This is a genomic window from Pseudomonas sp. B21-053 (assembly GCF_026016365.1).
Lineage (GTDB): Bacteria > Pseudomonadota > Gammaproteobacteria > Pseudomonadales > Pseudomonadaceae > Aquipseudomonas > Aquipseudomonas nunensis.
The window spans coordinates 6,959,809-6,977,175 of the sequence record NZ_CP087205.1 but is presented as its reverse complement, the minus strand read 5'-3'; the positions used below and the strand labels follow the sequence as shown (position 1 = coordinate 6,977,175).

Below are 17,367 nucleotides of genomic sequence, written 5' to 3'. Positions count from 1 at the left end.
GCATTGTTCTTAATCCAGCATCAACACCTTGGCCAAAATAATCTTCGGCCCTTTCATCTTCTTGATGATGATGCGCAGACCTTCGACTTCCAGCACTTCTTCCTCTTCCGGCACCCGTTTCAGGGTTTCGTAGACCAGACCGGCGAGGGTTTCGGCTTCGATGTGGTCCAGGTCGATGCCCAGCAGGCGTTCAACCTTGAACAGCGGCGTATCGCCCCGCACCAGCAGCTTGCCCGGCTGATACGCGAGGATCCCGCGTTCGGCCTTGCGGTGTTCGTCCTGAATGTCGCCCACCAGCACTTCCAGCACGTCTTCCATGGTCAGGTAGCCGATGATGTTGCCGTCGGCTTCCTCGACCACGGCGAAGTGCGAACCGCCCTTGCGGAACTGTTCCAACAGTTGCGACAGCGGCATATGGCGCGAGATGCGTTCCAGCGGACGGGTCAGCTCGGCCAGGTTGAACGACTCGGGAATGTGGTCCAGGGCCGCCAGTTCCAGCAGCAGATCCTTGATGTGCAGCAGGCCGACGAACTCTTGGCGTTCGCTGTCGTACACCGGATAACGGCTGAACTTGTGACGACGGAACAGCGCGAGGATTTCCTTGAGCGGCGCGTTGAACTCCAGCGTCACCAGGTCTTCCCTGGAGTTGGCCCAGTCCACTACTTCCAGCTCACCCATTTCCACCGCCGAAGCCAACACACGCATGCCTTGGTCGCTCGGGTCCTGGCCACGGCTGGAGTGCAGGATCAGTTTCAGTTCTTCGCGGCTGTAATGGTGCTCGTGATGCGGGCCGGGTTCACCCTGGCCAGCAATGCGCAGGATCGTGTTGGCGCTGGCGTTGAGCAGGTAGATCGCCGGGTACATCGCCCAATAGAACAGGTACAGCGGCACGGCGGTCCAGAGCGACAGCAGCTCCGGTTTACGGATCGCCCACGACTTGGGCGCCAGTTCACCGACCACGATGTGCAGGTACGAAATAACGAAGAACGCAGCGAAGAACGACACGCCTTTGATCACTTCGGCCGACTGCACGCCGACGGCTTCAAGGATCGGTTCGAGGATGTGCGCAAACGCAGGCTCACCGACCCAGCCAAGGCCCAGCGAGGCGAGGGTGATACCCAACTGGCACGCCGAGAGGTACGCATCGAGCTGACTGTGTACGGTGCGCAGGATGTGTCCGCGCCAGCCGTTTTTTTCAGCGATGGCCTCGACCCGGGTCGAGCGCAGTTTGACCATGGCAAATTCCGCCGCAACGAAAAATCCGTTGAGCAAAACCAGGATCAGAGCAAAAAGAATCATGCCGAAGTCGGCGAAGAGTGTCGCGAGGGTCAAGCCAGGGGATGGGTCCATGATGGAGTTTTGCGGATTCCGTGTATTCAAAAAAAGGGGAAATGCAGTGCCTGAAGGGCAGGCACAAGTCAGCCAATGTAGCGGCTGACTCAGTGATTGCCTAGTGGCGAGTGCTGGCCGGTATCAATCGGCCGCGTTGATCAGTTGGGATTTGGTCACCTGGGCCGGCGCGAAATGGCAGGTGAATGTGCTGCCATGCCCCGGCACGCTGCTGATTTCCATGCGCGCGCGGTGACGCAGCAGCACGTGTTTGACGATCGCCAGCCCCAGCCCGGTGCCGCCAGTGTTGGAGTTGCGGCTGGAGTCGACGCGGTAGAAGCGTTCGGTCAGGCGCGGCAGGTGTTTGCTGTCGATGCCGATTCCGGAATCCTGCACGCTCAAGTGCGCGCCTTGATCATCGCCCCACCAGCGAATGCGGATATTGCCTTCGGCCGGGGTGTATTTCACCGCGTTGAATACCAGATTGGAAAACGCGCTGCGCAATTCGGCTTCGCTGCCCTTGAGCAGAATCGTCGCATCGGCTTCGAGGGTGATGCGCTGGTTCTTCTGGGCGGACAACTGCTGGGCATCGCTCTTGATCGATTTCAGCAAGCTATCGATGACCACCGGCTGGTTGTCCGACGGGTAATCCGTGGCCTCAAGCTTGGCCAGCAGCAGCAAGTCATTGAGCAATGTCTGCATGCGCCCGCCCTGTTGCTGCATCTGCTGCAAGGCACGGGTCCAGCGCGGGTTCACTTCCTCGACGTTGTCGAGCAGGGTTTCCAGGTAGCCGCAGATCACGGTCAGCGGCGTGCGCAGTTCGTGGGAGACGTTGGCGATGAAGTCTTTGCGCATCTGTTCCAGTTGATGAATGCGCGTCACGTCGCGCACCAGCATCAGGTGTTCGTTGTTGCCGTAACGGGTGATGTACAGCTGAATGCGCAGGCGATCATTGGTCGGTGAAGGGATTTCCAGCGGCTCGGCGTAGCTGTCCTGTTCGAAGTACTCCTTGAAGCGCGGATGCCGCACCAGGTTGGTCACCGGTTGGCCGCTGTCTTGCGGAGTCTTGAGACCGAGCAGGGTTTCGGCGGCGCGGTTCCACCATTCCAGGTTGCCGTCGCTGTCGAGCATGATCACCGCGTCTTTGAGCGCGGCGGTGGATTCCTGGACCCGGTCGATCACCGCTTGCAGGCGCCCGCGCACCCGTTGGTCGCGGCGTTGCAGGTGGTAGATGCTGTCGAACACTTCGCCCCACAGGCCATAGCCATCGGGCGGTGCTTCATCGGGTTTGTGCAGGCGCAGCCATTCGTGCAGGCGCAGCAGTTGCTTGAGGGTCCAGGCCAGGTAGAGACCCAGGCCAGCCGCGAGGCTCCAGCCGTAATAGCCGGAAATCAAGCCGATCACCAGGCAGGCGGTGACCAGCAACAGCATGTGGCGAATCAGGGTGCCATGCCAGTTTTGGTTCACGGAAACTTGCGTCCTTGTCAGCGAGCCGGGCAGTCAGCTCAGGCCTTGGTGGAAAACCGGTAGCCGGTGCCGCGCACGGTTTGTACCAGATTTTCATAGGCATCGCCGAGGGCTTTGCGCAGGCGTCGGATGTGCACGTCGACCGTGCGTTCTTCCACATAAACATTGCCGCCCCAGACCTGATCCAGCAACTGGCCACGGGTGTAGGCGCGTTCCTGGTGGGTCATGAAGAATTGCAGCAGGCGGTATTCGGTCGGGCCCATCTCGGCGGGTTTGCCGTCGATGGTCACGCGGTGGCTGATCGGGTCCAGCAACAGGCCGCCGACTTCGATCGGGGTTTCACCGTCGGTCGGGCCGGCGCGGCGCAGCACCGCTTTGAGGCGCGCGACCAGCTCACGAGGGGAAAACGGTTTGGTGATGTAATCGTCAGCGCCGACTTCCAGGCCCTGGATCTTGTTGTCCTCTTCGCCCTTGGCGGTGAGCATGATGATCGGGATGTCCCCGGTCAGCTCATCGCGTTTGAGGCGTCGGGCCAGCTCGATGCCGGAGGTGCCGGGCAGCATCCAGTCCAGCAGGATCAGGTCCGGCTTGCGGTCGACGATGATGGCATGCGCCTGCTGGGAGTTCTCCGCCTCCAGGCAGTCATAGCCGGCCATTTCCAACGCAACGGCGATCATTTCGCGAATGGGCGCTTCGTCGTCGACGATCAGAATGCTCCTGCCAACCATGCCTTAATCCTCTTGTCATTTAACTGTCTTGCGCCGCATTAGATAACGGAATTATTGCAGTCGTGTGACAGTATTTTAGTCGCACGGCGATTGTCATGATCCTGAACTAAGCTCTAAGTCCGAATCCTGACAACCACAAAAGGAAGGTTTCCATGAAGCAATACTCGCAATCCTTCAAAGCCCTGATGCTGACTGCGGTCCTGGCTTTGCCGACAATGGCCTTCGCTGCCGAGCCCGTCATGATGAAAGACGGTGTGATGGCCGACCATAAAGGCATGACCCTGTACACGTTCGACAAGGACACCGGCGGCACGTCGGTGTGCACCGGACAATGCGCGGAAAACTGGCCGCCATTCAAGGCGGAAGCGGGCGCCAAGGCTGAAGGTAAATGGTCGATCGTCAAACGTGACGACGGCACGATGCAGTGGGCCTACGACGGCAAACCGCTTTACTACTTCATGAAAGACAAAAAACCGGGCGACAAGGAAGGCGACAAAATGAAGGACGTCTGGCACGTCATCACCAATTCCGGTCCAAAAATGTAATCTGTAGCAGCTGGCGAAGCCTGCGTCCGGCTGCGCAGCAGTCGTAAATCCTGCATACGCGGTTCATCTGATACTCCGCATGAGCAGACTTTACGACTGCTTCGCAGCCGGACGCAGCCTGCGGCAGCTGCTACCTGAAAGCTCATCAGCGCAACGCGTAGTCCAACACAATCCCCACAAAAATCGCCAATCCCGCCCAGTGGTTGTGCAAAAACGCCTTGAAGCAACGCATCCGGTCCTTGCCGCGGGTGTACCAGAACTCCCAGGCAAAACAGCCCGCCGCCGCCAGCAAACCCAGGTGGAACCAGCCGCCGAGCTGGAATTTCGACCCGGCCAGCAGCAAGCAGCCCAGCGCCAATCCCTGCAACGTCAGAATGATCACCCGGTCCGCATCGCCAAACAGAATCGCGGTGGATTTCACGCCGATCTTCAAATCGTCGTCACGGTCAGTCATGGCGTAATAGGTGTCGTAGCCGACGGTCCACAGCAGATTGGCAATCCACAGCAACCACGCGGCAGCCGGCAGCTCACCAGTCTCGGCGGTGAACGCCATCGGCATACCCCAGGAGAACGCCGCGCCCAACACCACTTGCGGGTAATAGGTGTAGCGCTTCATGAACGGGTAACTGAACGCGAGCGCCAGGCCACCCAGCGACAGCCAGACAGTCGGCGCATTGGTGCACAGCACCAGCAGAAAACTCACGCCCATCAGCAGCGCAAAAAACACCAACGCTTCTTTTGAGCTGATCTTGCCGCTCACCAGTGGCCGCTGTTCGGTGCGCTTCACATGGCCGTCGACCTTGCGGTCCGCCCAGTCATTGATCACGCAACCGCCAGCGCGGGTCAGCACCACACCAAGGACGAAAATCACGATGTTGGCCAATGACGGCGAGCCCTTGCCGGCAATCCACAGCGCCCAAAGGGTCGGCCACAGCAGCAGGTAAATACCGATCGGCTTGTCCATGCGGGTCAGCTGAATGAAATCCCAGGCCCGGGGATTCAAGCGGTTCAGGGACTTGAGCAGGCTGGTGTACATCAGCAGTTCTCCGGATGGGCGCGGGTGGCGAGCCACAAGGTCGGCAGGAAAATCTCGGCCACCAGCACGCTCAAGGCGCCGCGATCAAAACGCGAGCGACGGCCCCATAGTTCCGGTGCGCGTGACTCCAGCGGCAGCCATTCCTGAGGATAGTGGCAAACCTCGATGGCCTGGCGCTGGAACGCCTGATCGCAGAACAGCAGTTCACCCAGCGAGCGGCTGCCCAGTTCGTCCATGTGCAGGCCATCACCTTGCAAGGCACTGCGCGCCGCCACGCTGCGGGCGAACACCCAGGCCTGGCCAGCGCCGCGCAGATACACCTCGCGCACCCAACCTTCGCTGCCATCGGCCAGGTCCAGCGCGGCACATTCATCGGCGCGCAACGCTTGCCAGCCTTCGAACAACGGCGTGACGCTGAAGCGATCATTCGACAGACGGATCAAGCGTCGGGTCAGCGATCCTTCGTCGAACAGCCAGTCGAGGGTAGAGGCGTCGGGGAGGGGGGCGAGTCGGTTTTGGGTGAGCCAGAACGGGGCTTTTGAGTGCGGCACAGTGAGTCATTATTGGCAGCAAATGAGGCGGCGAGCTTACCATGTCAGCCGGCGATTTTGATTGAGCCTGCCTGTTGCTGCGTCGAACAGGCTTGCATCTGCCGGGTTCGATCAGTACAAAACGCCCTGAGCCGGACGGCAACGCTTTACCCATCGACCGTTCGCGCCGGCAAAAGCCTGAATCCTGAGGAAGTAACCGAATGAAAAAGTGGCAATGTGTGGTCTGCGGCCTGATCTATAACGAAGCCGACGGCTGGCCGGATGACGGCATTGCACCCGGCACGCTGTGGCAGGACGTACCGGAAGACTGGCTGTGCCCGGACTGCGGCGTGGGCAAGATGGATTTCGAAATGATCGAAATCAACTAAGACAAAAAGAGGAGTAAGGCATGAACGCACCTGTCGTGATCGTCGGTACCGGCCTGGCTGGCTACAACCTGGCCCGGGAGTTTCGCAAACTCGATGGCGAAACCCCCTTGCTGCTGATCACCGCCGATGACGGGCGCTCTTACTCCAAGCCGATGCTCTCCACCGGTTTCGGCAAAAACAAGGATGCCGACGGCCTGAGCATGGCCGAGCCCGGCGCCATGGCCGAGCAGTTGAAAGCCGAAGTACGCACCCATACCCGCATCAGCGGCATCGACCCAGGCCACAAACGCCTGTGGATCGGCGAGGAATCGGTGATCTATCGCGACCTGATCCTGGCCTGGGGCGCGGAAACCGTGCGGGTGCCAATCGAAGGCGACGGCGCTGACGCGGTGTTCCCGATCAATGATCTGGAAGACTACGCACGCTTCCGTGCCGCTGCGGCGGGCAAGCGTCGGGTGTTACTGCTCGGCGCCGGCCTGATCGGCTGCGAATTCGCCAACGACCTGATCCTCGGTGGTTACGAAGTGCAACTGGTGGCGCCGTGCGAGCAAGTCATGCCGACCTTGCTGCACCCGGCGGCAGCCGCTGCGGTCCAGGCCGGCCTGGAAAGCCTCGGTGCGCGCTTCCACCTCGGGCCGGTACTCAATCGCCTGCAGCGTGTGGCGGACGGGCTGGAAGCGCACTTGTCCGATGGCCAGGTGATTGCGTGCGATGTAGTGGTCTCGGCCATCGGTTTGCGTCCGCGCATCGATCTGGCGGCCGCAGCGGGGGTTCAGGTCAATCGCGGCGTCGTGGTTGATCGTCACCTGAAGACTTCCCACGCCAATATCTACGCCCTGGGCGACTGCGCCGAGGTCGATGGGCTGAATCTGTTGTACGTGATGCCCCTCATGAGCTGTGCGAGAGCGCTGGCCCAAACCCTGGCGGGAAATCCTACAGCGGTGAACTACGGCCCGATGCCGATCACCGTGAAAACCCCGGTCTGCCCGCTGGTGGTTTCGCCGCCGCCACGGGGCACTGAAGGCATCTGGACGGTCGAAGGGCAGGGCGCCGACATCAAGGTGCTGTGCCGTGATGGCTCAGGCAAATTGCTCGGTTATGCCCTGACAGGCACGGCGGTGATGGAAAAACTCGCGTTGAACAAAGAGCTTCCGGCCCTGCTGGCGTAAATACTGGTCGTTCTGTCGGAATCACCCCGCTTTTGCCCCTACAAACGTCGCGCCGAGACTGGCGCGGCTCTTCCGTGCGTGCCATCCTCACTCCCGTCTGCCGCAGAGTAGAGCACCTGCGGCGCCTTGGGCGCTGTTCCAACGAGAACAGCACGGACATAACAACAAAAAACCGTCAAAGGGGCTTCACTAATGCGTAAACCAGAACTCGCCGCTGCAATCGCTGAAAAAGCAGATCTCACCAAAGAGCAGGCCAACCGCGTTCTCAACGCCGTTCTCGAAGAAATCACCGGCGCTCTGCACCGCAAAGACAGCGTCACGCTGGTGGGCTTCGGTACCTTCCTGCAACGCCACCGCGGTGCCCGCACCGGCAAAAACCCGCAAACCGGTGAGCCTGTGAAAATCAAGGCCAGCAACACCGTCGCCTTCAAACCAGGCAAATCGTTGAAAGACAGCGTTAATCCATAATTGCGGCGAACTCCCTGAATAAAGGGGAGAACCGTGTTGAAAAATGGGCATACCGATTGCGGTCGGATGCCCATTTTTTATGGCGGTCAGACAAGCGAATCTATGTCCAGATGAAATGGCGCACCGACGGCATGTCCACCGGTCATTGCTGCGATGGCTGCGTCGTGGTTTTCGGCGATCGGTGGAATCATCGCCAGCTGCTCCTGAACGGTGTTCTCCGGGTGCGTGTTCCAGCGCATAAGGTTCTCCTGCACCCACTCGGGTTGGTCGGCATAGCTGCCGTAGACGTCGGCCTCGGTGACTCGCTGGCCGCGCAAAGCGTCCAGGCGAGCCTGAGTCATGGTGATCTTGTCTATTTCATTGTTGAGAGCATCGGTTTTTTGGGTTCTTTCCTGATGCCGCACATAAGCGCTGGGGTGGTTTTGGATATTGCGTTCAATGGCACGCAGTTGGCTTTTGATGTTTTCCAATGCGGCGCTTACCCATTCGAACTCCCTGTGCGTCACCAAGGAGCGTTTGAGCTGCTGCGCCTCCTGCCAGCGGCGCAGGCTGGCCCAGCAGCCGGGAATGTAGCTGCCGACCATCGAGTGATCGCCAGCTGCAAACAGTTGAAATAGAAACGGATTGCGCTTTGGCAAGTCATTGATCTTTTGTAAGGCTTTGGCGCAGCCATGATCATTGATCGTGCTGCAACCCGGCTCCCAGAGAATGGAAGACTTATGCCCCTCGCCAAATTCCACCGGCATGAAGTGGCGTAATGCGCCGTGATGCCCATAGTCGTCGCCCGAGAAGTTGATCATTCCCCACACCAGGAAAGTAAACCCGGCGGCCGGGTTAAGGGTCAGTACTGCTGCGTTTGCAAGGTACATCGGCTTGGGTTTGGAAAACGTGTTCATCCAGGTGGCGGGTACGCTCGGAACCGGGTCGTTCTGATTGACGATGCGGTGATGGATCAGCGATTGGGCGCTGTCGATGAAGGTCGTGTCGCCAGCGCGGGGGGCACCGTAGGTGTAGAGCACGATACTTGGTGAATACTGTGGATCGCGTCGCAGCATCTCGGACAAAATCAGTGCTACCGCTCCGCCCAGGCTGTGTCCGGTAATCATCAGCTTTTGCCCGCTGTAGAATTTCTCCAGGTAGCCCACGACAAATGGGTAAACCGCCTGGGCACCGCCATAAAAGCCGCGGTGTACCTTGCCTTCTCCTTCCCCAAAAGGAACCTGATAGGCATCGCCATCACGCAAGCCATCGGCTAAAAGCTCGCTGGTGCCTCGCACGCTGATCAATATCAACTCGTCGTGATGGGTGATAAAAGCCTGGGTGTCCGAGTTTTTGATTTTTTTGCGGTCATCGAAAAAGTGCAATTTGGCCGGGTGCTCCTGCTCATCCTCCAGCTCTGGATTGTTGACCTCTGGGTAGAGCGACGGATCGAATGGCACTACTTCCAGCCGTTTCGAGTAAGGCACCTCTTCATACAGCGGGACGTATTTTTTTGTCTGCGAGGCATCGACTTTCCACAGTTCATCAAACTGCGGCAGAGCGTGGCCGAACCAGTTGCCGCTACTGGGTTGCACGGGGAAGCTCACACTATCTGTTCTGACGGGGTGTGTGTCCGGCTCCTGACCAAAGTCGGTGTAACTAAGGGTCGCCATCAGCGACAGTTGATAGAGGTTGAGCGCGCAGAATTCGTCGCCGGTCGACAACATCGGGCGCAGCGCCCTCATTGGCCGCACCTCCATCACATGGTGCTTGTTCGGCAACAGGGCAATGCCCTTGGGTGTGGGTGGCGGCGGGAAAAATCCCAGCTCCACTGTGGCCAGGTCTGCCTGGCTGAAAATCGCGTTTAGTCCTCCGTCCGGGACACTGTTATCAACTGACGCAAACGGTCTGGATGTGGGAGTGGGCCGCAGCAGTTTGTGCACCACCTTATTCGGTGGGTCGCTACGCAAGGCCAGGGGTGGCAAGTGCGCCACATGCTTGACCAGTTCGCTTACCTCAACTTGATAGTAGGCATCGGTTCCAGCGAGGTCTTTAACTGGATTGGCTTGCGTTCGTACACCTGACTTGTGGAAAAAACGGGTTTTTTCGGCGCGTACTTGGAGTTCGGTGATGGGGAGCGGGTAGTGCGGCCTCGTTCTTAAATCCTTATAGAGCGCTTCTTCACCTTTAAAGGGTTGGTTCAGTTTAAGCACCACCGGGCCGCAGTAATGGTTATCCACCTTTCCGGAGCCTGTAGCATCCAGTTTTCCTGTGTAGACCGTGTCTTCGTAGTCGATGACTTCATATGTCAGACCGGCATAGGGTTTGCCATCACCGAATTCGTCCACTAACTGAAAACTCGTTGAATGACCACGCAGAGGACACGCATGAATATTACCCGTCATAAAAGGGGCGTTACTTGCGGCTAAAGTTTGGAGGCTCATGGGTACTAGTCCTTGTTTTCCGTGCATCCCGGGTAAATAGTGCAAACTCTTTCGTCTACCATCCGGAAAGTACTGAAATCCTTGTAATTTCCATTGCAATACGCTCGCTGATCTTCAAAACCCTTGCCCATGCAGCGTTTCCAGCCACCCGGAACTTCAACCCAGGTGTCACCCCAGGCTGGTTTTTCTTCATCAGCCAGTTTGATCTTCAGCCTCACGGTTTTCCCCGGTAGCTGAGTCAGCGTGTACGCTGTAAAAGGTCGACTTCGGGCGACATTGCCCTCTGCGTCCATTTTTTTGCAGGTGAGCAGCTTTATCAGGTAGCGCTTTGGTCCCACCGTGCGAAAAGACCACAAGCATTCACCGAAAAACTCACCTGTGCCGTCATCGCTGAAAGTACCCATGTGTCGCTCCAGCAGCTCCGGGCGTACGGCAAATGAGGCGTAGTCGTAGCTGCTGTTACTTCGCCCCGGGCCAAATATCCCTGTGATCTTTATTTCCACACGGTTCAGCGCCAGCGGGCAGTCGCTCACGGTTCTGTAAAGCGGAATCTGGGAGGTCGCTTCGTAATCCATGTTGATTGCATTGAACCCAAGCTGAGTACCTTTTCCACCCGGCACCGAGCATGTCTGATCTTTGGCGGGCACGTAGGTGGCCGTCAGTTCATATTTGAAGTTAGGCGGAAAATCGGGGACAAAGGTAAAGCTCTCTGGCTTGCCAACAGCAGAGCAACCCACGGTCAGGGCCAGGCAGCCGCCGAGGGTAAAGTGTTGAATAACTTGTTTTATGCGCGGGACAGTTCCTCGCCAATACCGTGCGTTTTGAGGGGTCATGGGGTCTCGTCCTTGTTTTCAGTGCATCCTGGGTAAATGGTGCAGACCCGTTCATCCACCATCCTGAAAGTGCTGAAGTCTTTGTAATTTCCATTGCAATACGCTCGCTGATCTTCAAAACCCTTGCCCATGCAGCGTTTCCAGCCACCCGGAACTTCAACCCAGGTGTCACCCCAGGCTGGTTTTTCTTCATCAGCCAGTTTGATCTTCAGCCTCACGGTTTTCCCCGGTAGCTGAGTCAACGTGTACGCGGTGAAAGGTCGACTTCGGGCGACATTGCCCTGTGCGTCCATTTTTTTGCAGGTAAGCAGTTTGATCAGGTAGCGCTTTGGTCCCGTCGTGCGAAAAGACCACATGCATTCGCCGAAAAACTCACCTGTGCCTTCATCGCTGAAAGTGCCCATGTGGCGCTCCAACAATTCCGGGCGTACGGCAAATGAGGCGTAGTCATAGCTGCTATCACCTCGTTTCGGGCCAAAAATCCCTGTGATCTTTATCTCCACATGGTTCAGCGCCAGCGGGCAGTCGCTTACGGTTCTGTACAGCTCTATCTCGGAAGTGTCTTTATATGGCGTGTTGATTTTATTGAAGCCAACCTGCGTATTTCTCCCTCCCGGCACGGTGCACGTTTGTCCTTTGGCAGGCACGTAGGTGGCCGTTAGCTCGTATTTGAAGTTGGGCGGGATGTCAGGAACGAAGGTAAAGCTCTCTGGCTTGCCAACAGCAGAGCAACCCACGGTCAGAATAAGACAGCCGCCAAGCGTCAGGCATCGAAACACATCGTTCATAAGGGCGCGTCCCCTTGCCAATACAGCACCTGCTGATACACCCGCTCAAAATGCGTCGCCGGGTCTTCCTCAGGCTTGGGCAACCAGGATTTTGGCGGCAGATAGCCCGGTGTCTTCAAGCTCTGGGTTAGCAAAAAATGCACCTGCTCTGGTTGTTGCCAGCCCCACAGTCGCGTCAACTGAATATGCCCCCACAACCAGGCCTCCACATCGAGTTGCTCTGCGAGAGCTGCCATCGCTTCGGTGTGCTCGCCAATCAGGTAGCGGCGGGCGTTATCGAACAAAATGTTGGCGTAAACCTGTTCCGGTGTCGGAGTCTGCAACCACGGCGGGGCGGCCGGCAGCGGGTGTTCGCCGGGATCAGGATTGTCGGCGACGCGCCATTGCCCGGCGTCCCAGTAACAGACGCTGGCCATCGGCCCCAGAAAATCGGCGTACTGCTCAGGTTGCAGATGGGCCAGCGCGCGCCCGAGTATGCGATTGTCATGTGCGCGATACACCGCCAGGTTCGGGCGTTCACCGGTGATCACGCGCTCACGCCAATGTGCGGCTAACACATCAAGATCGACATGACTGGCGCTTGCCAACCAGCCCCAGTTCCGCTCGGGGGTGTCAAGCAGCGTCCGGATCACTGGATGGCCAACGGGATCAATCTGAAAAAGCAGCGGTCCTGACTGCGCCAGTGCGCTCGCCGGCGTCCCGACATACAGGTTGCGATGCCGGTCAACGCCCAGTTCGCTGATCAGCGCAGTGCGTTCATCCATTTGCCCGTCGCTATCGAGCATCAGATAGAGATCGCGCCCGGCGCGGGTCTGCTGGCGCAGCCATTGTTCGACCGGGTTCATGCGACTTCTCCAATGCTGCACTGGCCAGCCAGACAGGCCTCGCAAAGCGGGCAATAGGCCGCCGCCCGTTGCCGCGCATCGGTGAGGATGGACAGCGGTATGGCGATGACAGGGCTGGAGTGGCCGACCACTGCTTGCAGCGGCAGAAGCGGTGCGCCCCCCTCGACGATGGGCACGCTACTGAAAATCCCGCTGGCATCGATGACGATGTGGTGACCACCGGCCATCAGCGTCAGGCTCGTACCTGCATCGATCACCACGTTGCTGGCGGTCACCTGCGCCCGCTGGCCGGCCTGAATCACCAGTGAGCCAGCAGACGTAGTGCTGCTATTACCCTTGATAGTGACCAACTCATCTGCGCCAATCACTGTGTTACGCACGCCTTGGGTGTTATGCACCTCGTCGCCCTTGATCAGGCTGAGGCTGTTGCGGTCCACCTGTTCACGGCGGTCGTGTCCAATCCGGGTGTCGCTGTCATGGAGGATCAGTTGTTCAAGATCGCGTTCGGCGCGCAGGTAGATTTGCTCTTGTCCGGCGCGGTCTTCAATCGACAGTTCGTTGTACCCGCCGGTATGCGGAGAACTGTGGCTACGCAGGACAGTCTTTGTTTTGTTTTCAGGTAAGGAGTGCGGCACGGGCGTGACTTTGTTCGCGACGCATCCGGTGATCAAGGGTTGATCGGGATCGCCTTCAAGGTAGGTGACGACGACTTCCATGCCGATGCGCGGGATGGTCACCGCGCCGAAATCTTGCCCCGCCCAATTGGAGGAAACCCTGAGCCAGCAGCTGCTTAGTTCGTTGGTGAGTTCAGCGCGATCCCAGTGAAAGGCGACTTTGACGCGTCCAAACTCATCGCAATAGATCTCTTCGCCGGCCGGCCCGGTGACACGGGCCGTCTGGCTGACGAGCTGCATTTTTCGTGGTTGCGGCGGCGGTCGGTAAAACACATCCCATGGAATGGCGCTGAATTTGTTGCGATAGCCTTGGGTAAAGTCGTCGTCAGGTGTGACGTCGCTGCTGCCTGACTCTTCGAGCACCTGGGGTTGTCGGCCGGTGTGGGTCACGCTGAGCAACAGCCACGACTCATTGCAGGATTTGCGCGGGTGCTCGGTCAGGTCAAAAAAGTAACCGCTGCGCAGATAAGGCTGATTGCTCTGGCCCTCGGCCAACTGATAGTCAATGCGGTGCCGCTCCAGCGCTTGCCGAGCGAGTTGTTTGCCGCGTTTTTCATTCTCGATCCACAGCGGATAGCGATAGTCTTCCAACTCGGGGCTGAATTCGGCAGTGAAGCGGCTTTCCAGCAACAGGCTCGGGCGTTTCAGGTCGTAGCCTCGGCGTGCGACGGTACTGGTGCGGGTGCTGAAGCCCATCGAAAACCGGCTGACCACCGGTTGCTCTGCGACCATCGCCGTATCTTGCTGATAAGGGATGGCGCCCAGTTTGGGAAAGAAAGTCTGGTTATCGGTGAATACCAGCACATGGCCTTCAGGCGAATGCTGGTGATGCCAGGCAATACCATCCTCGGCGCACAGGCGTTGGAGTAGTTCGAAATCGGACTCCCCGTATTGGGTGCAGTACTCACGCGGCGGACTGGTGCTGACATGGAAGGTAAATGCATCACTCTGAATACCGTGACCTTTAAGCACCAGCGTGATGATCTGCGGCACCGTCAGCCGCTGGAAAATTCGTTGGTCGTGGCTGAACTGCAAATAGTGCAGTGCCGGCACCAGGGTTAGGTGATAACGGGTCAGGCGCTTGCCGGCTTCGCCGACCCAGACGTCTTCGATACGGCCATGGATGCCTTCGCCATTGAGACCGAATTGCAGATACGCGGATTGACTGAGGAGGCTCTCAAGATCAAATTCCGGGTACTCACTGACCAGCTCAATGTGGATACCGTACAGAGTGCTGATGGCTTCGTTGCCATCGAATGCCAGCACCTGGAAATCGTTGCGGACAGTAGGAATCTGTAGCGTGAAATGCGCCGTATTGGCGGGTCGAAACATACGCTTATCCTTAAGCAGAGCGGGAGTAACGCGCGATGTTCAAACCATCCTTGGTCTGTGTTCGCGAGAGTTTCAGACCACGCTAACAATCCGATAAACAAAAAAAAGTAGGAAGTGTCCGGGACTTCAGTCAGAGCGTTCCGGGTTTAGAAAGGAGGGGTTGGCTTGGGGCAGAGAGTCTGTAAGTTGTAAGTAATTGGACGGTCGTTCCACGCAATTGACTACCCATGGCGGCATTTGAAGGATTTATTAAATTATAGAAATGCCATCATTTTAATGGCACTTTCTTAATTCGCTGTTGTCATCCCGTCAAATCCAAGGCGGTCACAGTAACTTTTCAGAAGAGTCCTACATTTATCATTTTTAATTTTTGTCATGATTTGCGCTCGCCAAGCAGACTGAATCATCAATGGTTGCTGGGGATTTGAGGAACAGCTCTGGATCAATGGTTGCAGGGCGAGGGCCTGGCAGATGAAATATTAATCTGACATCAGGGGAGTCCCTGAGAGATATAGGGATATCTCCTACGTGAAACAGAGAACACTTCGTCTTGTTGTTTAATCGGATGCTTGCTAGTGGCCATCATAGTGATTACGATGCGCCCACTTGCAAGAGCACGAACTCAATTGGATGAGAATCATCGCAGCTCTTTGATACTGTCCACCGCCGTTGAAACTCCAATTGGCGTGTGACCGTAATCCTAATTAAAGGCCATGGATGTCCTACTCAAGCAAACTTTCCGCCCATTACCTTGATCTCGCAAAAGCCTCTGTTTCCAAAGAGAATTTCGCGGGCGAGGATGTTCGCTTTTCGAGCGAATACGAGGCCCTGGAAAGCGAGCTCGCCAAAGCCCAATCGATGCACGAAGCCGGTCAGATCGACTGGCTGAAAATCCGTGAAAACAGCGAAAACCTGCTGCGCACCCAATCCAAGGATTTGCGCGTCGGCGCCTGGCTGACCTGGGCTTTGTACCAGCGTGAATCCTTCCAGGGCCTGCTGGCGGGCCTCGGTTTGCTGCACCACTTGTCGGAAAATCACTGGACCGAAGTTCACCCGAACAAGGCGCGCACTCGCGCTGCGGCCATCAGTTGGTTGGTGCCGCGTCTCGAGCAGGTGCTGACTGAAAAAGTCGCGATCAAAGAGCAGTTGCCGATGTTCCGCCGGATGGTGGAACACCTCGAAGGCCTCGATGCCGCGTGCACTGAGCACCTGGGTGACGACGCGCCGTTGCTGCTGCCGATCTCCCGTCGCCTGAAAAACATGGTGCAGCGCGCCGCCGATAACCAGCCGGAACCCGGCGTGGTGGGGGCTGCGGTCGCTCAGGTCAAACAGGCCGCGACCCAGCTGTTCACCCCCGGCGCTCCGATCGACAACGAAAAAGAAGCCCACAAGGCCCTGCGCGCCCAGCAGGAAAACGCCCGTCCGCTGTGTGCCTGGTGGCTTAAGCAGAAAGCCACCGACCTGCGCGCCCTGCGCCTCAATCGTACGTTGCTGTGGTTGCCCATCGACGCGGTGCCCGAGCGCAACGCCGAGCAGATCACCATGTTGCGGGGTTTGCCGGCAGACAAGCTCAAGGCCTATCAGGATCGATTCGACCAGGCCAAATACGCAGACCTCCTGGTAGAACTGGAGGCGAGCCTGGCGAAGGCGCCATTCTGGTTCGATGGCCAGCGAATGGTCTGGGAATGCCTTCAAGGGCTGAACGCCGAGATGGCAATGCGCGAAGTGGAAATCCACTTCGCGCTTTTGGTTCAGCGCCTGCCCGGCATCATCGAATTGCGCTTCCATGACGGCGCGCCGTTTGCCGATCCGGCCACCCGCGCCTGGGTCAGCGCCCACGTCATGCCGCACCTGCAAACCGCCAGTGCGCCGCGCAAGGTTGAAGTCGCTGACAACCAGCCTGCCTGGGAAGTGGCCCTGGAAGAAGTCCTGCCGATTTTGCGCAAGGACGGCCTCAAGGCCGCCGTGCAAATCCTCAAGCAGGGCCTGCAAGGCGCCCAAGGCGGGCGGGCACGATTTTTCTGGCAGTTCGCCTTGGCTCGGCTGTGCTTCATGGCCAAAAAGTACGAACTGGCCAGGACCCAACTCGAAACCCTCGACCAAACATTACAGGACTCAGGCCTGAACGCCTGGGAGCCCGATCTTGCGCTGGAAGTGCTGCATTTACTGCATAGCTGCTGCGAGTTGTTGCCGCAGAACCATGCAGTGCGTGAACGCAAGGAAGAGATTTATCGCAGGCTGTGCCACCTCGATCTCGAAGTGGTACTCGAATAGGCCCCAGGGCCACAACCGCAAGGAGAAAAGCCATGGCCAAAGAAGGCTCGGTAGCCCCCAAGGAACGCATCAACGTCACCTTCAAACCCGCCACTGGCGGTGCTAATGAAGAGATCGAACTGCCGTTGAAACTACTGGCAATCGGTGACTACACCCACCGCAAGGACGAACGCAAAGTCGAAGATCGCAAGCCGATCAGCATCGACAAAATGACGTTCGACGAAGTGCTGGCCAAGCAAGAGCTGAGCCTGACGTTGAACGTGCCGAACCGTCTTCAGGAAGAAGGCAGCACTGAAGAGCTGGGCGTGCAACTGCGCGTCAACTCGATGAAGGACTTCAACCCGGCCAGCCTGGTCGATCAAGTGCCTGAGCTGAAAAAACTGATGGAACTGCGCGACGCGCTGGTGGCCCTCAAAGGCCCGCTGGGTAACGCGCCTGCGTTCCGCAAAGCCATCGAAGGCGTTCTCGCCGACGACGAATCCCGCGGTCGCGTACTGGGTGAGCTGGGCTTGAACGCCGCAGCCCAGGACGCCTGAG

The 17,367-nt window shown here is 58.1% G+C and carries 16 protein-coding genes; 6 read left to right on the top strand and 10 right to left on the bottom strand.

Annotation, left to right across the window (positions count from 1 at the left end; translation table 11 throughout):
* Positions 1–9 precede the first annotated feature (9 nt).
* The 3 genes from LOY68_RS31460 to phoB form a co-directional block, all read right to left on the bottom strand.
* Positions 10–1,350: a hemolysin family protein gene (locus tag LOY68_RS31460; RefSeq protein ID WP_054048336.1), complete on the bottom strand. Its 1,341-nt coding sequence runs from the start codon at positions 1,348–1,350 to the stop codon at positions 10–12.
* A gap of 123 nt (positions 1,351–1,473) precedes the next feature.
* Positions 1,474–2,760 carry a phosphate regulon sensor histidine kinase PhoR gene (gene phoR, locus LOY68_RS31455; protein ID WP_236708664.1) on the bottom strand — a complete coding sequence of 429 codons (1,287 nt, stop codon included), beginning with the start codon at positions 2,758–2,760 and terminating at the stop codon, positions 1,474–1,476.
* 74 nt (positions 2,761–2,834) lie between these two features.
* Positions 2,835–3,524 carry a phosphate regulon transcriptional regulator PhoB gene (phoB, locus tag LOY68_RS31450; RefSeq protein WP_008150066.1) on the bottom strand — a complete coding sequence of 230 codons (690 nt, stop codon included), beginning with the start codon at positions 3,522–3,524 and terminating at the stop codon, positions 2,835–2,837.
* Positions 3,525–3,676: 152 nt separating this feature from the next.
* Between phoB and LOY68_RS31445 the strand changes: the two genes are divergently transcribed.
* Positions 3,677–4,069, top strand: coding sequence for a hypothetical protein (locus tag LOY68_RS31445; RefSeq protein ID WP_265041903.1), 393 nt, complete (start codon positions 3,677–3,679; stop codon positions 4,067–4,069).
* Between the two features lie 145 nt (positions 4,070–4,214).
* Here the strand turns inward: LOY68_RS31445 and ubiA are convergent, their stop codons facing one another.
* On the bottom strand, positions 4,215–5,105 hold the full coding sequence (gene ubiA, locus LOY68_RS31440) for a 4-hydroxybenzoate octaprenyltransferase (protein WP_265041901.1): 891 nt from the start codon (positions 5,103–5,105) through the stop codon (positions 4,215–4,217).
* Complete coding sequence (locus tag LOY68_RS31435; protein WP_265041899.1) at positions 5,105–5,656, bottom strand: chorismate--pyruvate lyase family protein; 552 nt, start codon at positions 5,654–5,656, stop codon at positions 5,105–5,107. Before LOY68_RS31435 ends, ubiA begins: the two co-directional genes overlap by 1 nt.
* A 200-nt stretch (positions 5,657–5,856) precedes the next feature.
* Here LOY68_RS31435 and LOY68_RS31430 point away from each other — a divergent pair, with 200 nt between their 5' ends.
* From LOY68_RS31430 to LOY68_RS31420, 3 genes are all read left to right on the top strand, one after another.
* Positions 5,857–6,024, top strand: a complete 168-nt coding sequence (locus tag LOY68_RS31430) for a rubredoxin (RefSeq protein ID WP_007954349.1) — start codon at positions 5,857–5,859, stop codon at positions 6,022–6,024.
* Between the two features lie 20 nt (positions 6,025–6,044).
* Positions 6,045–7,193 carry an NAD(P)/FAD-dependent oxidoreductase gene (locus LOY68_RS31425; RefSeq protein WP_265041894.1) on the top strand — a complete coding sequence of 383 codons (1,149 nt, stop codon included), beginning with the start codon at positions 6,045–6,047 and terminating at the stop codon, positions 7,191–7,193.
* A 192-nt stretch (positions 7,194–7,385) separates the two neighbouring features.
* On the top strand, positions 7,386–7,661 hold the full coding sequence (locus tag LOY68_RS31420; RefSeq protein ID WP_003213368.1) for an HU family DNA-binding protein: 276 nt from the start codon (positions 7,386–7,388) through the stop codon (positions 7,659–7,661).
* 86 nt (positions 7,662–7,747) lie between these two features.
* Here LOY68_RS31420 and LOY68_RS31415 read toward each other — a convergent pair whose 3' ends face one another.
* The 5 genes from LOY68_RS31415 to LOY68_RS31395 are packed head-to-tail and all read right to left on the bottom strand — an operon-like array spanning position 7,748 to position 14,556.
* Positions 7,748–10,084, bottom strand: coding sequence for a lipase family protein (locus LOY68_RS31415; protein WP_265041845.1), 2,337 nt, complete (start codon positions 10,082–10,084; stop codon positions 7,748–7,750).
* 5 nt (positions 10,085–10,089) lie between these two features.
* Positions 10,090–10,872, bottom strand: coding sequence for a hypothetical protein (locus LOY68_RS31410; RefSeq protein WP_265045848.1), 783 nt, complete (start codon positions 10,870–10,872; stop codon positions 10,090–10,092).
* Positions 10,873–10,913: 41 nt separating this feature from the next.
* A complete protein-coding gene (locus LOY68_RS31405; protein WP_265041843.1) occupies positions 10,914–11,705 on the bottom strand; it encodes a hypothetical protein in 792 nt (263 codons plus the stop codon).
* Positions 11,702–12,550, bottom strand: a complete 849-nt coding sequence (locus LOY68_RS31400) for a DUF4123 domain-containing protein (protein ID WP_163910617.1) — start codon at positions 12,548–12,550, stop codon at positions 11,702–11,704. The genes LOY68_RS31405 and LOY68_RS31400 overlap by 4 nt, the downstream gene beginning before the upstream one ends.
* Positions 12,547–14,556 (bottom strand): type VI secretion system tip protein VgrG, encoded by a 2,010-nt coding sequence (locus LOY68_RS31395; RefSeq protein ID WP_265041840.1) that lies wholly within the window; start codon positions 14,554–14,556, stop codon positions 12,547–12,549. The genes LOY68_RS31400 and LOY68_RS31395 overlap by 4 nt, the downstream gene beginning before the upstream one ends.
* 717 nt (positions 14,557–15,273) lie before the next feature.
* Between LOY68_RS31395 and tssA the strand changes: the two genes are divergently transcribed.
* Positions 15,274–16,830, top strand: a complete 1,557-nt coding sequence (tssA, locus tag LOY68_RS31390; protein ID WP_265041838.1) for a type VI secretion system protein TssA — start codon at positions 15,274–15,276, stop codon at positions 16,828–16,830.
* Between the two features lie 32 nt (positions 16,831–16,862).
* Entirely contained in the window at positions 16,863–17,366 is a 504-nt protein-coding gene (gene tssB, locus LOY68_RS31385) for a type VI secretion system contractile sheath small subunit (RefSeq protein ID WP_054048357.1), read from the top strand.
* Position 17,367: the final 1 nt, after the last annotated feature.

Excerpts from the sequence above, each read along its gene's own strand:
- LOY68_RS31400 (WP_163910617.1), bottom strand. The coding sequence starts at position 12,550 with ATGAACCCGGTCGAACAATGGCTGCGCCAGCAGACCCGCGCCGGGCGC.
- LOY68_RS31420 (WP_003213368.1), top strand. The coding sequence starts at position 7,386 with ATGCGTAAACCAGAACTCGCCGCTGCAATCGCTGAAAAAGCAGATCTC.
- ubiA (WP_265041901.1), bottom strand. The coding sequence starts at position 5,105 with ATGTACACCAGCCTGCTCAAGTCCCTGAACCGCTTGAATCCCCGGGCC.
- tssA (WP_265041838.1), top strand. The coding sequence starts at position 15,274 with ATGTCCTACTCAAGCAAACTTTCCGCCCATTACCTTGATCTCGCAAAA.
- LOY68_RS31430 (WP_007954349.1), top strand. The coding sequence starts at position 5,857 with ATGAAAAAGTGGCAATGTGTGGTCTGCGGCCTGATCTATAACGAAGCC.
- LOY68_RS31415 (WP_265041845.1), bottom strand. The coding sequence starts at position 10,084 with ATGAGCCTCCAAACTTTAGCCGCAAGTAACGCCCCTTTTATGACGGGT.
- LOY68_RS31460 (WP_054048336.1), bottom strand. The coding sequence starts at position 1,350 with ATGGACCCATCCCCTGGCTTGACCCTCGCGACACTCTTCGCCGACTTC.
- LOY68_RS31425 (WP_265041894.1), top strand. The coding sequence starts at position 6,045 with ATGAACGCACCTGTCGTGATCGTCGGTACCGGCCTGGCTGGCTACAAC.
- LOY68_RS31395 (WP_265041840.1), bottom strand. The coding sequence starts at position 14,556 with ATGTTTCGACCCGCCAATACGGCGCATTTCACGCTACAGATTCCTACT.
- LOY68_RS31445 (WP_265041903.1), top strand. The coding sequence starts at position 3,677 with ATGAAGCAATACTCGCAATCCTTCAAAGCCCTGATGCTGACTGCGGTC.
- LOY68_RS31405 (WP_265041843.1), bottom strand. The coding sequence starts at position 11,705 with ATGAACGATGTGTTTCGATGCCTGACGCTTGGCGGCTGTCTTATTCTG.
- tssB (WP_054048357.1), top strand. The coding sequence starts at position 16,863 with ATGGCCAAAGAAGGCTCGGTAGCCCCCAAGGAACGCATCAACGTCACC.
- phoR (WP_236708664.1), bottom strand. The coding sequence starts at position 2,760 with ATGCTGTTGCTGGTCACCGCCTGCCTGGTGATCGGCTTGATTTCCGGC.
- phoB (WP_008150066.1), bottom strand. The coding sequence starts at position 3,524 with ATGGTTGGCAGGAGCATTCTGATCGTCGACGACGAAGCGCCCATTCGC.